18 protein-coding genes and 1 tRNA gene are annotated in these 15440 nt (G+C 41.0%); 9 read left to right on the top strand and 10 right to left on the bottom strand.

Annotated elements, in window-relative coordinates; all coding sequences use genetic code 11:
* The first annotated feature begins 217 nt into the window (after positions 1-217).
* The 3 genes from cls (at position 218) to BACCELL_RS04570 (ending at position 2830) form a co-directional block, all read left to right on the top strand.
* Positions 218-1402: a cardiolipin synthase gene (cls, locus tag BACCELL_RS04580; protein WP_256141479.1), complete on the top strand. Its 1185-nt coding sequence runs from the start codon at positions 218-220 to the stop codon at positions 1400-1402.
* A gap of 126 nt (positions 1403-1528) precedes the next feature.
* Entirely contained in the window at positions 1529-2323 is a 795-nt protein-coding gene (locus BACCELL_RS04575; RefSeq protein WP_007210405.1) for a thymidylate synthase, read from the top strand.
* 18 nt (positions 2324-2341) lie between these two features.
* Entirely contained in the window at positions 2342-2830 is a 489-nt protein-coding gene (locus tag BACCELL_RS04570; RefSeq protein ID WP_007210404.1) for a dihydrofolate reductase, read from the top strand.
* A gap of 3 nt (positions 2831-2833) precedes the next feature.
* Here the strand turns inward: BACCELL_RS04570 and BACCELL_RS04565 are convergent, their stop codons facing one another.
* Positions 2834-3310 carry an Lrp/AsnC family transcriptional regulator gene (locus BACCELL_RS04565; protein ID WP_007210403.1) on the bottom strand — a complete coding sequence of 159 codons (477 nt, stop codon included), beginning with the start codon at positions 3308-3310 and terminating at the stop codon, positions 2834-2836.
* 253 nt (positions 3311-3563) lie between these two features.
* Here BACCELL_RS04565 and BACCELL_RS04560 point away from each other — a divergent pair, with 253 nt between their 5' ends.
* Positions 3564-4841 (top strand): IgA Peptidase M64, encoded by a 1278-nt coding sequence (locus tag BACCELL_RS04560; RefSeq protein ID WP_007210402.1) that lies wholly within the window; start codon positions 3564-3566, stop codon positions 4839-4841.
* Positions 4842-4872: 31 nt separating this feature from the next.
* On the top strand, positions 4873-5409 hold the full coding sequence (locus BACCELL_RS04555; RefSeq protein ID WP_007210401.1) for a GNAT family N-acetyltransferase: 537 nt from the start codon (positions 4873-4875) through the stop codon (positions 5407-5409).
* A gap of 61 nt (positions 5410-5470) precedes the next feature.
* Here BACCELL_RS04555 and BACCELL_RS04550 read toward each other — a convergent pair whose 3' ends face one another.
* From BACCELL_RS04550 to BACCELL_RS04510, 9 genes are all read right to left on the bottom strand, one after another.
* Entirely contained in the window at positions 5471-5935 is a 465-nt protein-coding gene (locus BACCELL_RS04550) for an ExbD/TolR family protein (RefSeq protein ID WP_007210400.1), read from the bottom strand.
* Complete coding sequence (locus BACCELL_RS04545; protein WP_007210399.1) at positions 5935-6528, bottom strand: ExbD/TolR family protein; 594 nt, start codon at positions 6526-6528, stop codon at positions 5935-5937. The genes BACCELL_RS04550 and BACCELL_RS04545 overlap by 1 nt, the downstream gene beginning before the upstream one ends.
* Before the next feature lie 36 nt (positions 6529-6564).
* Positions 6565-7050: a hypothetical protein gene (locus tag BACCELL_RS04540; RefSeq protein WP_007210398.1), complete on the bottom strand. Its 486-nt coding sequence runs from the start codon at positions 7048-7050 to the stop codon at positions 6565-6567.
* 5 nt (positions 7051-7055) lie between these two features.
* On the bottom strand, positions 7056-7859 hold the full coding sequence (locus BACCELL_RS04535; RefSeq protein ID WP_007210397.1) for a MotA/TolQ/ExbB proton channel family protein: 804 nt from the start codon (positions 7857-7859) through the stop codon (positions 7056-7058).
* Between the two features lie 79 nt (positions 7860-7938).
* Positions 7939-8026, bottom strand: a tRNA-Ser gene (locus BACCELL_RS04530).
* A 162-nt stretch (positions 8027-8188) separates the two neighbouring features.
* Positions 8189-8968: a TatD family hydrolase gene (locus BACCELL_RS04525; protein WP_007210396.1), complete on the bottom strand. Its 780-nt coding sequence runs from the start codon at positions 8966-8968 to the stop codon at positions 8189-8191.
* Positions 8965-9678, bottom strand: coding sequence for a hypothetical protein (locus tag BACCELL_RS04520; RefSeq protein WP_007210395.1), 714 nt, complete (start codon positions 9676-9678; stop codon positions 8965-8967). The genes BACCELL_RS04525 and BACCELL_RS04520 overlap by 4 nt, the downstream gene beginning before the upstream one ends.
* A gap of 18 nt (positions 9679-9696) precedes the next feature.
* Positions 9697-10671 carry a polyprenyl synthetase family protein gene (locus BACCELL_RS04515; RefSeq protein WP_007210394.1) on the bottom strand — a complete coding sequence of 325 codons (975 nt, stop codon included), beginning with the start codon at positions 10669-10671 and terminating at the stop codon, positions 9697-9699.
* Between the two features lie 79 nt (positions 10672-10750).
* Positions 10751-11437, bottom strand: coding sequence for an energy transducer TonB (locus BACCELL_RS04510; RefSeq protein ID WP_007210393.1), 687 nt, complete (start codon positions 11435-11437; stop codon positions 10751-10753).
* A gap of 205 nt (positions 11438-11642) precedes the next feature.
* Here BACCELL_RS04510 and porQ point away from each other — a divergent pair, with 205 nt between their 5' ends.
* From porQ to pfkA, 4 genes are all read left to right on the top strand, one after another.
* Positions 11643-12608 carry a type IX secretion system protein PorQ gene (porQ, locus tag BACCELL_RS04505; RefSeq protein WP_007210391.1) on the top strand — a complete coding sequence of 322 codons (966 nt, stop codon included), beginning with the start codon at positions 11643-11645 and terminating at the stop codon, positions 12606-12608.
* 22 nt (positions 12609-12630) lie between these two features.
* Positions 12631-13320, top strand: coding sequence for a (d)CMP kinase (cmk, locus tag BACCELL_RS04500; RefSeq protein ID WP_007210390.1), 690 nt, complete (start codon positions 12631-12633; stop codon positions 13318-13320).
* Positions 13321-13382: 62 nt separating this feature from the next.
* A complete protein-coding gene (locus tag BACCELL_RS04495; RefSeq protein ID WP_007210389.1) occupies positions 13383-14255 on the top strand; it encodes a 4-hydroxy-3-methylbut-2-enyl diphosphate reductase in 873 nt (290 codons plus the stop codon).
* 176 nt (positions 14256-14431) lie between these two features.
* Positions 14432-15412, top strand: coding sequence for a 6-phosphofructokinase (gene pfkA, locus BACCELL_RS04490; RefSeq protein WP_007210387.1), 981 nt, complete (start codon positions 14432-14434; stop codon positions 15410-15412).
* The last annotated feature ends 28 nt before the right edge of the window (positions 15413-15440 follow it).

Here is a 15440-nt window from a genome sequence, read left to right as displayed (position 1 = left end):
TTTATTCTTGCAATAAATCCGTTTGCCCTTACAATAATTTAGTTAGCCCTTGCCTGCATTTTGCAGGTCAAGGGCTAATTTTTTTTAACTGAGCAAACATTTCTCATCAATAAATTGTATCTTTGTCGACTCAATTAGAAAAACTAACTAAGCGTAAGAAGTTTTGAGAAGAATATTATTCATCATATTATCATCTGCATTATTCTTTATAGGAAATATTCACGCGCAAGTCGCCACCAGTGACTCGCTCGTGATGCATTATCTACAACAACAAGGCATTCCGGTTACCGCCAACAATGAAGTAAAGCTTCTGATGAGCGGACGGGAGAAGTTTCTGGATCTCTTCGAAGAAATACGCCACGCCAAACATCACATTCATCTGGAATACTTCAATTTCCGCAATGACTCCATAGCCAATGCCCTATTCGACTTACTGGCAGAAAAAGTACAGGAAGGTGTGGAAGTCCGTGCTCTCTTCGACGCTTTCGGTAACTGGTCTAATAACAAACCATTAAAGAAACATCACCTGAAAGCAATCCGTGACCGGGGCATTGAAATAGTGAAATTTGACCCGATCACCTTCCCATGGATCAATCATGCCATGCATCGAGATCATAGGAAAATCGTAGTGATTGACGGCAAAATAGGATATACCGGTGGTATGAATATAGCCGACTATTACATTACGGGACTGCCCAAAATCGGTCAATGGCACGACATGCACATGCGTATCGAAGGAGATGCCGTGCGCTATCTGCAAGGTATTTTCCTCACGATGTGGAACCAGGAGACTAAACAGCACGTCGGTGGCCCCGTTTACTTTCCTGATATACCGCAACTCCCCGACAGTATAGCCGAAGAAATAGCCATAGTAGACCGTACACCGAGGGAAACTCCCCGCTCCATCAGTCACGCTTATGCAGCATCCATTGGAGCAGCGCAACACAGCATACAGATTGTGAACCCCTACTTTGTACCGACCAAATCCATCCGGAAGGCCATTAAATATGCATTAAAAAAAGGTACTGAAGTGGAAATCATGATACCTGCCGTTTCTGATATTCCTTTCACCCCGGAAGCATCCTTCTATATCGTACACAAGCTGATGAAGAAAGGGGCAAAAGTTTATCTCTTTAACGGAGGCTTCCACCATTCCAAGATTATGATGGTAGACCGGAATTTCTGTACTGTGGGTACAGCCAATCTGAATAGCCGCAGTCTGCGATATGACTTTGAAACGAATGCGTTTATTTTCGATCCTACAATCACTCACCAGTTGAATGATATGTTTGAACGGGATAAAAAGAATAGTACGCTATTGACTCCCGAAGTTTGGAAAAAGCGTTCAGGATGGAAGAAGTTTGTAGGTTGGGTGGGTAATTTAATGACACCGTTCCTTTAATTATACCACTGTTCCTCTAATTTTTAATTGAAAATTATTCTATGCTATCTGCCGAAGTTTAGTTACCTTTGGCGAGGCAAAAAAAAGATTGTCCCTTTTGTTGTTTTTAATTCGTAATCTGCAATCATGAAACAATATTTAGACTTGCTCAATCGGGTATTAACCGAGGGCGTACACAAGGAAGACCGTACCGGAACCGGTACAATCAGCGTATTCGGACATCAAATGCGCTTCAATATGGAGGATGGCTTTCCCTGCCTCACCACCAAAAAACTGCATCTGAAATCGATTATATATGAATTGCTATGGTTCCTGAATGGAGATACCAATGCCAAGTATCTGCAAGATCATGGTGTTCGCATTTGGAACGAATGGGCGGATGAGAACGGTGATCTGGGACATATTTACGGTTATCAATGGCGTTCCTGGCCTGATTACAAAGGCGGTTCCATCGATCAGATCAGTGAGGCTGTAGAAACAATTCTTCATAATCCGGATTCCCGCCGCATCATTGTCAGCGCTTGGAATGTGGGAGATATTAACAATATGAATCTTCCTCCCTGTCATGCTTTCTTTCAATTCTATGTGGCAAACGGACGGTTGAGTCTCCAACTCTATCAACGAAGTGCGGATATTTTTCTCGGTGTACCTTTCAACATTGCATCTTATGCCCTACTGTTGCAGATGATGGCACAAGTGACCGGGCTGAAAGCAGGGGATTTCATTCATACACTCGGTGATGCGCACATTTATCTGAATCATCTGGAGCAGGTCAAACTGCAACTTTCCCGCGAACCACGTCCGTTGCCGCAAATGAAGATAAACCCGGATGTGAAGAGCATCTTCGACTTCCAATATGAAGATTTCGAATTGGTAAATTACGATCCACATCCGCATATAGCAGGTAAAGTTTCTGTTTAACAAATCATATATCCAATCATGATTAGTATCATCGCCGCCATAGACCGCAACTTAGGAATCGGTTTCCAAAATAAATTATTATTCTGGCTTCCCAATGACTTAAAACGTTTCAAGGCATTGACCACAGGAAACACCATCATCATGGGAAGAAAAACATTCGAGTCCCTGCCTAAAGGCGCACTGCCCAACCGAAGAAATGTGGTACTTTCATCTAATCCTGCGATTCAATGTCCCGGTGCAGAAGTATTCCCTACCCTTGAAGCAGCTTTGCAAAGCTGTCAGCCTGAGGAACAAGTATATATTATGGGCGGAGCAAGTGTATATAAACAGGCAATGCCATTGGCAGACATGCTTTGCCTGACGGAAATCGATGCAGAAGCACCTCAGGTAGATGCTTACTTCCCTGCCGTAGAGTCCGCAATATGGCATGAAAAAAGCAGGGAATCTCATCTTGTTGACGAGAAACATCCCTGCCCTTATGCATTTGTGGATTATATCCGTAAGTAATTCCTAATCTTCATCCATCTCCACCATGATTGGCATCTGCCGTTTTATGGCTTCATGGAAGGATATTAGTGTTTCTGTGCGCGCTAACCCCAACGGCTGTAATTTATCGTGGATAATGCTCAGCAAATGGTGGTTATTGCGTGCGTAAAGTTTAATAAACATATCATATTTACCCGTCGTAAAGTGACATTCCACAACTTCGGGAATAGCTTCAAGTGCCTTTGTCACTGCGTCAAAAGATTCCGGATCTTTCAGATAAATGCCAATATAGGCACAAGTCTCATAACCTATTTTTTCCGGATCGATGACGTACTCCGAACCTTTCAAGATACCTAAATTCGTCAATTTTTGTATGCGTTGATGTATGGCTGCACCGGAAACATTGCAAGCTCTCGCCACTTCCAGGAAAGGAATACGGGCATTATCTGCAATCAATTTCAGTATTTGCTCGTCTAAAGTATCCAATTGATGATGTCCCATTTCTAATTTTATGATTAATAAATAACGATTGCTTCACCGTATTCTCATACGATAATGTGCAAAGTTAGCGAAATTTTTCCCAATAAAAATACGATTTATTACTTTTCTTGCTAAAAAATGAATAAACCCACAGTTACGATAAACAGGGTGAAAAGAAGATAAGCTACATCTCGGCATAACTTTTTCATGCTAGCATGAAAGTTCTGCGCTCAATTTGCATTATCTTTGCCTATAACTACAAAATTAGATTGTTATGAAAAAATATCTTGTACTTGCATTGTGCTTACTGATGGTTACAATAGGCCATGCGCAAAACTACACTGAGTATTTTGCCGATAAAACATTGCGTATTGATTATATCTTTACAGGAAATGCCGCCCGCCAGAATGTATGTCTTGATGAACTGTCCGTACTTCCATCATGGGCCGGAAGGCGTCATCATTTAGCTGAATTACCTTTGCAAGGTAATGGACAAATCATCATGAAGGATTTGGAAAGTGGAAAGACAATCTATACTACTTCTTTCTCTTCCCTCTTTCAAGAGTGGCTGGAAACGGACGAAGCCAAGGCTGTCACCAAAGGATTTGAAAATACCTTCTTACTGCCCTACCCGCTCCGTCCTGTGGAAATAGAGATCACCCTGTTAAGCCCGAGAAAAGAAGTGCGTACACATCTGACGCACACTGTACGCCCCGATGATATACTTATTCATCAGAAAGGAACTGCACACATCACTCCACATAAATATCTGCTAAAGAATGGTGAAACTGACAAGTGCATCGACGTGGCCATTCTTGCCGAAGGATATACTCCTGTAGAAATGAACGTATTCTATCAGGATGCGGAAATCGCCTGTGAAAGCCTATTTTCACACGAACCGTTCAAGAGTATGAAAGATCGCTTCAATATTGTAGCTGTTGCCAGCCCATCTGATGACACAGGGGTAAGTGTTCCCCGTTTGGGAGAATGGAAACATACAGCCTTTAGTTCCCATTTCAGTACATTCTATTCTGACCGTTATCTGACTACCCGTCGTGTCAAATCCATACACGATGCTTTGGCCGGAATACCATATGAACACATTATTATTCTTGCCAATACTGAAGAGTATGGAGGTGGTGGCATCTATAATGCTTATACCCTGACTACAGCTCATCACCCAATGTTCCGTCCGGTAGTTGTACACGAGTTCGGACACAGTTTCGGAGGGTTGGCCGATGAATATTTCTACGACGATGATGTCATGACAGATACCTACCCATTGGATATAGAACCTTGGGAACAAAATATAAGTACCCGTATCGATTTCGCTTCTAAATGGGAAGATATGCTCATTAAAGGTACTCCTATTCCTACCCCTGTCAACGAACAGGCAAAGTATCCGGTAGGAGTATATGAAGGAGGTGGATATTCAGCCAAAGGCATATTCCGTCCCGCTGATAACTGCCGCATGCGCACCAATGAATATCCAACATTCTGCCCGGTATGCCAACGATCACTGCAAAGACTCATTGATTTTTATACCAAATAATAAGAGAAACTAAACTTTAAAGACCAACATTATGATCAGACTTCAACGTATCAGCACCGCTGATGGATTTTTGTATGAGTACATGGAACAGTTAATAACCGCCGCCTTCCCACCTGAAGAATACCGACCGTTAGAAGAACTGCGCCTGTACACTGATAACAAACCTCATTTCTATAACAATATTATTTTCCACCATGATACTCCTGTAGGATTCATTACCTATTGGGATTTCGGCAAATTCTATTACGTAGAACACTTTGCTGTTGATCCGGCCCAGCGTAATGGCGGACATGGAAAGAACGTTTTAAATCATTTATGCGAGTTGCTTCAACATCCTATTGTTCTGGAAGTGGAAATGCCGGAAGAAGAAATGGCTCAAAGGCGTATTAATTTCTACAAGCGCCAAGGATTTGTTCTTTGGGAGAAACCATATCTTCAGCCTCCATACAGACCCGGGGATGATTATTTACCCATGCTACTTATGGCACACGGAAATTTAGAGCGTGAAAGGGATTTTGAAACAGTAAAAAACTCTATATATCGGGAAGTATATAACGTACAAGAATAAAAAAATAAAGGGTGCCTATTCGAAATAAGCACCCTTTATTTATATAGTTTGATTTAACTTCTTACTGACGCGGCTGCGCAGAATAGTTAAGTTTCAATGCATAAGCTTTACGAAGAGCTTCTTTGATATCTGTTACGATACCCATTTTCGTATCTTGATCCACTTTCAAAGAAACAGTCATCTGCGGTTGATCTTCTTCCTTCATACTGGCACGTTCACCAATAATATAATCTTGGATTTCAGCAACTTCAGCATAGCTGTCGTTCAATTGGATACGGCTTTCATTACCCAGTTTCTTACGGAACTCAGCTGTAGGCTTTCCTACATAGATAAACGTAACCAAAGATTTCTTTTCCAGTTTTTCCAACTCAGTAGCTTGCGGAACCTTAAACTCAACCTTTAATGTTACCTCACGCATTGTTGTTACAATCATAAAGAAGAACAACAAAGTAAAGATAAGGTCAGGCAGAGAAGAAGTATTCAACGCAGGCATTTCGCGTTTACCAGTCTTATTAAATTTTCCCATTACTTCTTTTCTCCGTACTTTTTAGGTTCTGCCTCAGAGATCTTCTGAGGATAAATATCACGAATTGCTTTTTGTTGGTCTTCGTCCAAAGCAGCATAGTCCTTTCCCCATTTCTCCTGAGCCAATTCATCTCTCAACTCATTGTAAGCAGCTACCAGCTCATTCTGAACGGCTAAGTATGCTTTATAGGAAGAACCACGGTCACAACGCAAAGAAACCACATGCTTTTCCGTAATCTGCATAGTCCCGAAGAAAGGAATGTCTTTCGCATGCTTTTCCGGTTTAGACTCATCATTATACGGATTGGCAATGAATTCTTTTGCCTTATCTCTCAACTGATCTACACTAACATATTCTCCGCTACACATCAACTGGTCGTTCATGTTCAGGAAGACTGTCATTACGTTACGCTCCTTAACCTTATCCGAATCATCTTTCTTTTGGTCTTGTTCGGGTGGTGGCGGCAAACGTCTTGCCAAACCACGGTCCGTATCCATAGAAGTCGTAATCAAGAAGAAGATTAACAACAGGAAAGCGATATCCGCTGTAGAACTTGAGTTTATATCAGGAACTTTTCTTTTTCCTTTTGCCATTGTAATTACTCCATTAGATTGAGTTTCCTCAATCGATTATGATAATTTCTTTTTAACACTACTGAAAAGCATCGCAAGAACAGTTGCCCCCAGTAAGAAATAAATAGTATACAGGAACATGTCAGTTAACTTCAGCCAGAACGGAACATTTTCAGTTCCACTATAACCCGGAATAACCATCGGTTCACCATTACCCATAGACCAAGCAATGATCATTACAATAACTAGTAAAATAACACCAACCAATGATTTCAAAGCTTTCACAGGGTTATCTTTCAATGCGCTACCAAATTGTAGGATAAACGCAGCTACCATCGCAACAACAGCCAAAGCAAACAAACCATACATTAAGTACAACAGACTTTCTGTCTGGGCAGGCTGCCACATTTCGGGATCAACACCCGGCAGTACTGCATCGCCCTGAGCATCTCCACCGAAGTAGAATATGCCCAATACTACTAAAATAGCAGCGAACAAAACATACAGTACGTAATATGATACTCTATATGATAATTTAGCCATTTCTCTTATTTTTTGTATTTCAAGTTATATTTGATAACCATATCCAACAGAGTGATAGAAGAATCTTCCATTTCGCTGGTCAAAGCTTCGATCTTAGACAGGATATAGTTGTAGAATACCTGCAGAATCAAAGCAACGATCAAACCGAAGATAGTTGTAATCAAGGCAACTTTCATACCACCTGCTACAACCGTCGGAGAGATATCACCTACTTGTTGGATCTTATCAAATGCCTGCACCATACCGATTACAGTACCCAAGAATCCCAAAGACGGAGCCATTGCGATGAACAGCGTAATCCAAGAGCAACCTTTTTCCAAGTAACCAGCTTGTACACCACCGTAAGATACTACAGACTTCTCAACTACGTCAAGACCTTGATCGATTCTCAATAAGCCTTGGTAATAAATAGAAGCGATAGGACCTCTTGTACTACGTGCGATGTCTTTAGCAGCTTCTACGTCGCCTTTTTCCAAAGCAGCTTCAATAGCAGCCAAGAACTTCTTTGTGTTGATTTCAGCTAAGCTCAAATAAATGATACGTTCAATACAGAATGCAAGACCGATAACCAAAGCAATAGCAACCAAACTCATGAAAGATGCAGTACCTTCAATAAACTTAGTTTTAATTTCCTTGTGAATACCACCTTCTTCTGCTTCTACAGTAGCATCACCGGCAGGAGCCGCCTGAGCTGCAGGAGCAGCTTGTTCTGTTTGTTCCGCTGCAGGAGCATCTTGAGCCTGAGCAAGTTGAGTTGAGCCAAATGTTAAGACTCCCATCACAGCAACAATTGCAAATAACTTTTTCATTGTGTGTCTAATTTTTAAGATTAATTAATTAATTTGTTTATTATATTCATTTATTGTTTTTGTTTTTTCTTTCATCCTGCGGAGAGACGGGGATTCGAACCCCGGATACCCTTTAGAGGTATACACGCTTTCCAGGCGTGCCTCTTCAACCACTCGAGCATCTCTCCAATAGAGGCCTCTTTCAAAAACGGCTGCAAATTACAAAAAAAATGCGAACCACAAGCGTTTTCAGCTACAAATGTATTCTTTTTTTCGTTCTTGCCCTTCATTCTCCCCGTTTTATCTTTAATAAAATCTCAAAATTAATAAACTTTAAAATCTTTCCGATGTTATTTGAGCATTCCAAACACTTTTAAAGCGTTTTCCGAAGTAACGTCTCCAACAGCCTCAGGAGACATCCCGTAAATTTCAGAGACCTTCATCAAAGTATCCTTCACATAGGCGCTTTCATTCCTCTTACCACGATTCGGGACTGGAGTCAGATAAGGAGAATCTGTTTCAAGAACAATTTTTTCTAATGGTATTCCTGCCAAAATTTCCGGAAGGTGGGACTTCTTAAAAGTAACCACACCATTAATTCCAATGAAGAAATCGGAAAACTCCAATACACGGGTAGCTTCCTCTGCCGTTCCTGTAAAGCTATGGAATATTCCTCTTAAAGGAGTCTTTTTGTAAGGTTCCAGCACCTTATATATATAATCAAAGGCATCCCGGCAATGGATTACTATAGGAAGATCATATTCCAAAGCCCAGTTGACTTGTTTATCCAGTACTATTTGCTGCTCTTTCAGGTAAGTTTTATCCCAATAAAGATCCATGCCGATCTCCCCTATAGCAACATATTCCTTAGAAAACTTCAATTCGCGAGCAACTATTTCCAATTCTTTTTCATAATTGTCATTGACAGAAGTAGGATGCAAACCAATCATAGGAAAACAGTATCCTTTATAAACGCTACAGGCTGACAGCATTGCTTCAATAGTCGTACTGTCAATATTGGGCATAAATATATGAGTTACTCCGGCAGCACGTGCACGCTCAATAACCTGTGGGAAATCCTCTGAAAACTCCTCCAAAAAAAGATGGGAATGTGTATCTATCAATCTCATTCGTTTACTTTTTCTATTCGTTTCTCACCAGTACGATAATAATAAATCAGCCCGTAATCACGACATAATTCCAATCGTTTTTCATTGGGAGAAACATCTTCAAACTTTTTTTCCACTTGATTCCATATATCCAAGATCAATTCATCGGCAGTAGTTCGCATAGTAGAAAGAGAATCTAAACTACGGGCAGTTAAAGCCTGCAAATTTTTCTGTCGGTCATAACTATCTGTAAAAATATCATAATGAACTCTAACCTTCGCAATAGTAGGATTATAAATAGGAATCCCTCCTTGAGAAGTTCGTTTGGTTTCTCCATCTATAATTTTTCGCCCCCACTCCACCAAGGCTGCCTCCGTCGATAAATCCGGTACATTTGAACTATCAGTCGGCAAACCATAATAAGATTTATGGGCTGCACGCACTTCCGAACGAATAACAGCCAAGTTCAATACCTGAATGAAATGAGAAATATACAAACGAGCCATCTTTACATTGGCCTGATGCTTACGCCCTGCTTGCGACTGACGTTCAAAGCATTGGACATAATACGATTGGGCGGCTTCAAATCTCATCAAGAAATTCCGGGCTTCAGTCAACGTCTTTAAAGAAACTGCCAAATCATAGAGGTTATGGGTATCAGCTTTTGCAACCACTGCTTTCAGTGCCCGTATTCTCGCCTGGTCTGTATTTGGTAATCTTCTATAAGGCATAGTTACAAAAAAGCACAGTTAAACTTCTCTGTGTATCAAATTTTCTATTATCTTTTTCAGTTCTTCTTTTTTTTCTTCTGCAATACTGACAGCTGCAAGGCTTTCCATTGCCCGGTTGCTATATTCCAATATCTTATTTTCGCAAACTGCCTTTACACCAATCCGGTCATACAGTTCCGTCACAGCTGCAATTTTCTCTGCCGGCTGGAAAGTCTCTGCGTTTATCCAGCTATTCAACTGGTTATGCTGATCCGCATTCGCATGCTCCAATGCTTTAATCAGCATATATGTTTTTTTATTACAGAGAATATCCCCACCTATATTTTTTCCAAACACTTTAGCATTGCCATATACATCCAGCAAATCATCTTTCAACTGGAAGGCAACACCTATATGCATACCAAAATCATATAAACGATCAGCGTCTTCTACCGAAGCGCCCCCCAAACGAGCTCCAATCTTCAGACTCGCCGCCAACAACACGGCAGTTTTCAGACGAATCATCTCCAGATATTCTTCTGCAGTTACGTCATTCCTCTGCTCAAACTCCATATCCATTTGCTGACCTTCACAAATTTCAAGTGCCGTCAAACTGAAAAGATCCATAACCTCTTTCAGAAAAGTCGAAGGACATTCTGCCATAAACTGATAGGCAAGCACCAACATCGCATCTCCCGAAAGGATAGCAGTATTATCATTCCAAACTTTGTGGACAGTTTCTTTTCCTCTACGGCGATCCGCACGATCCATCAAATCATCATGCAAAAGAGTATAATTATGATAAACTTCGATACCTGTGGCCGGAGCATAGATACGGGTCACGTCTTCCTTGTACAAATTATAAGCCAGTAACATTAACACCGGGCGAATTCTTTTTCCACCCATAGATAATACATATTCTACCGGAGCATACAATCCTTTCGGAGTACGCGTAAATTGTAAGCCAGCAATATGAGAATTAAAATTTTCGAGAAGCTCGGAAGCTGTAAACATAATGATAGTAAATTTAGGAGAATAGTAGGAATAAAAAGAGGCTGCCCAAAAGCAGCCTCCTTTTTATATAGATAACGTATTACTGCAATCTAAACATTACAGGCACCGTATATTTAACGCGTACCGGTTTACCGCGCTGCATACCAGGTTTCCATTTCGGCATGGTACCAATCACACGAAGTGCTTCTTTATCCAGATACGGATCAACACCTCTTATGACTTTGGCATCTACAATACTACCGTCCTTGTTTACAACGAACTGTACTGTTACACGACCTTGCGTACCATTTTCCTGGGCGATAGTCGGATATTTGATGTTCTTGCTCAAGAATTGCATCAAACCAGCCATACCACCATTCGGGAATTCAGGCATTTGTTCTACAACCTCAAAAATGGTTTGTTCTTCCGGTTCTTCTTCTACAACAGTTACAGGCACATATTTTACTTCTACTGCCTTACCTGTTTCTTCTGAAGAGGCGATAACTGTTTCTTCCACATCAGCATCATCCGCTACGATTTCCAACGTTTCGTTAATCGGAGCTACTTCAGGAGGAGGAGGAGCTACTTTTTCTTCCTGTTCAGTGATAGGAACCATTTCTTCTTCAAAATAGAGATCAGTAAGCGCCTGGCTTGTATCAATCTTGATATCGCGCTTCGTCCATTCAAATGCTATAAACATAAAGGCAAGCACAATAACATAACCAATAAGCATCCAAGTCGATTTCTTGTTCTCCAAATCTGCTTTAGGTGTTTTCTTAATTTCCATAATTATAATATTATTTTAACGTGTTTCTCATTTTGGGCAAATATAGTACTTTTTCCGCAAAACGTTCAGCCGTACTATCTTTTTTAAGACAATATGCACCCATTTTTGTTTTTTTATCCTTCAGAAAGCACACCTGTGCTTTTGTGCCACAAATGTAACGAGATATTTTAAAAATACCGTATCTTTGGCAATAATTTTAAATGAAATGTTGAAAAAGTCATTTATAACGGCGCTACTACTCCTGATTTTCTCCGTTTTACGTGCACAAGACGGAACCAGCGCCTTTCAATTTCTAAAACTCCCTTTTTCTGCCCATGCATCAGCATTGGGTGGAGAAAACATTTCTATTATAGAAGATGATTTAACTATGGCTGTCCAGAATCCGGCTCTTCTTTCCTGCGTAGCGGATAAGACTCTCAACTTGAATTACATGCTTTACATGGATGGTGTCAACGTTGGTGGAGCCGCATTTGCACGTACTGCCGGTGAGCGTTCCACCTGGGCAATAACCGCACAATATGTAGACTATGGGGAGCTTAAAGAAACGACTGAAGAAAATATTGAAACCGGAACTTTCTCCGCCAAAGATATCTCTATATCGGGTATTTATACCTATGATTTAAGTGATTATTGGAGTGGAGGTGTACGCACCAATTTCATTTACTCCCACTATGATAAATATTCTTCATTTGCTATCGGTGTCGATCTGGGATTAAACTACTATAATCAGGAGTCCGATTTTTCCGCCTCGCTCGTTGCACGCAACCTGGGAGGACAGCTTAAAGCTTTCGAGGAACGGCATGAGAAATTACCAGTTGATGTACAACTGGGATTCAGCAAACGATTGTCACATGCTCCGTTTCGGCTTTCCCTTACCCTACATGACCTCACACACTGGAGTGCCTCAACCACAGCGGCAAACAATTTCGGAAAGAAATTGTTAAATCATATTGCCCTTGGTATTGACTTCCTACCAACCAACAACTTTTATCTGGCAGCCGGATATAATTTCCGCCGCGGAGAAGAAATGAAAATAAACGGTTCCAGTCATTGGGCAGGTTTCACCTGTGGTACAGGTATTCAATTAAAACGGTTGAAACTGGGAATGGCATACGCCAAATATCATGTGAGTTCATCCTCACTTATTTTTAATTTATCATATACCTTATAATATATAATAGCATAACTCAAATATGAAAAAGATAACTATTGCAATCGACGGCTTTTCCTCTTGCGGAAAAAGTACTATGGCAAAAGACCTTGCCCGTGAAATAGGCTACATCTACATCGATAGTGGTGCCATGTACCGTGCAGTCACTTTATACAGTATAGAAAACGGCATCTTTCAGGGAAATGACATCGATACGGAAAGACTTCGAAAAGAAATAGATAATATCCATATTTCCTTTCAATTAAACCCTGAGACCGGGCGTCCGGATACTTATCTGAACGGAGTAAATGTAGAAAATAAAATCCGCAGCATGGAAGTTTCTTCCCATGTTAGTCCCATTGCAACTTTAGGGTTTGTACGCGAAGCAATGGTAGCACAGCAACAAGCAATGGGCAATTCCAAAGGTATTGTCATGGATGGACGTGATATCGGAACTACGGTTTTTCCAGATGCTGAACTAAAAATATTCGTAACTGCCACGCCCGAAATCCGTGCACAACGTCGCTATGATGAATTAAAGGCCAAAGGACAAGAAGCCAGTTTTGATGAAATACTTGAGAATGTAAAGCAACGGGACTATATCGATCAGAATAGAGAAGTAAGCCCGCTTCGCAAAGCAGATGACGCATTGCTGTTGGACAATACTGACATGACTATTCCTCAACAAAAGGAATGGTTGCAAGAGCAATTCAATAAGATCGTTAAAAGATAAAGGAAAAAGGGTGTAGCCCTTCCGAAGGTCTGTTTACAATCTCTATATCAACATATTATATTATGGTAAAAGTAGAAATAGATGAAGGTTCCGGCTTCTGCTTCGGTGTAGTCACTGCAATAAATAAAGCTGAAGAAGAGCTAGCCAATGGAGGCACTTTATATTGCCTGGGAGACATCGTGCACAATAGCCGTGAAGTGGAGCGCCTGAAAGAGATGGGCCTCATCACTATCAATCATGATGACTTTAATCATTTGCACGATGCCAAAGTTTTGCTGCGTGCCCATGGAGAACCACCCGAAACCTATGAAATTGCCCGTCGCAATAATATTGAAATCATTGATGCCACTTGCCCGGTAGTACTCCGCCTACAAAAGAAAATCAAGCAAGAATATACTCAAAAAGATACCGAGGACAAACAAATCGTTATCTATGGAAAAACCGGTCATGCCGAAGTCCTTGGTTTAGTAGGACAAACTACCGGAGAAGCAATTGTCATAGAAAAGTTGGAAGAAGCTAAAAAACTGGATTTCACCAGAAGCATCCGTTTATATTCGCAGACAACAAAATCATTGGACGAATTCCAGAAAATCGTAGAATATATCAAAGAACATATCTCGCCTGATGTCACATTCGAATATTATGATACCATCTGCCGACAAGTAGCCAATCGCATTCCAAACATACGGAAATTTGCCGCTTCGCACGACCTGGTATTCTTTGTGAGTGGCAAGAAAAGTTCCAACGGAAAAATGTTGTTCAGCGAATGCAAAAAAGTCAACCCAAATTCCCACTTGATAGACAGCGCTGAAGAGATAGACAGTTCTCTGCTTACCGGAGCTTCCTCTATCGGAGTATGTGGAGCAACCTCCACTCCCAAATGGCTGATGGAAGAAATTTCTAAGGCCATTCAATCACGACTTACAGGACAATAAGTCATCGTTTTGAAACAACAAATTAACGTTAAATATGAATCACACCCTCAGCTTTTTGCTATCTTTGCCGAGCGAAAATAGGCTGCGTTTCGGCAAAATCAAAAAAAACATTTTGCTTTTGCTCTCAACTTGCACTATTTTTGCGGCAATTATTTAAACCAAACTAAAAGATTGTTATGGGAACAGTTAAGTGCATAGGTATTTTGACATCCGGTGGCGATGCACCGGGAATGAACGCTGCTATTCGTGCGGTAACACGTGCTGCTATTTACAACGGATTACAAGTAAAAGGTATATATAGAGGTTACAGAGGTCTGGTAACCGGTGAAATCAAAGAATTCAAAAGCCAGAACGTAAGTAATATTATACAATTAGGTGGTACCATTCTGAAAACAGCTCGTTGTCAAGAGTTCACTACTCCCGAAGGACGCCAGATTGCATATGATAATATGAAAAAGGAAGGTATTGACGCTTTGGTTATCATTGGTGGTGACGGTTCATTGACGGGTGCACGTATTTTCGCACAAGAGTTTGATGTACCTTGTATCGGATTACCCGGTACTATCGACAATGACCTGTACGGAACAGATACGACTATCGGTTATGATACAGCTTTGAATACCATTCTAGACGCTGTGGATAAAATTCGCGATACGGCAACTTCTCACGAACGCTTGTTCTTTGTTGAAGTAATGGGACGTGATGCCGGCTTCCTAGCTTTGAACGGTGCTATTGCCTCAGGTGCAGAGGCCGCTATCATTCCAGAGTTCAGTACGGAAGTCGATCAACTGGAAGAATTCATCAAAAATGGTTTCCGCAAATCCAAGAACAGTAGTATTGTAATTGTTGCGGAAAGCGAACTGACAGGTGGAGCCATGCACTTTGCAGAGCGTGTAAAGAATGAATATCCTCAATACGATGTACGTGTTACTATCCTTGGACACTTGCAGCGCGGTGGAAGTCCTACTGCTCACGATCGTATCCTTGCCAGCCGACTCGGTGCGGCAGCTATTGATGCCATCATGGATGGACAACGCAATGTAATGGTCGGTATCGAACATGACGAAGTAGTATACGTTCCTTTCACAAAAGCTATCAAGAATGATAAGCCAATCAAGAAAGACTTGGTAAATGTATTGAGAGAACTCTCTATTTAATTAGAATATAGTGAAATATACAAAAGCG

The sequence above is a fragment of the Bacteroides cellulosilyticus DSM 14838 genome, from assembly GCF_000158035.1.
GTDB lineage: Bacteria > Bacteroidota > Bacteroidia > Bacteroidales > Bacteroidaceae > Bacteroides > Bacteroides cellulosilyticus.
Note: the sequence above shows the minus strand (reverse complement) of the source record. Positions and strands in the feature narration are given on the sequence as shown.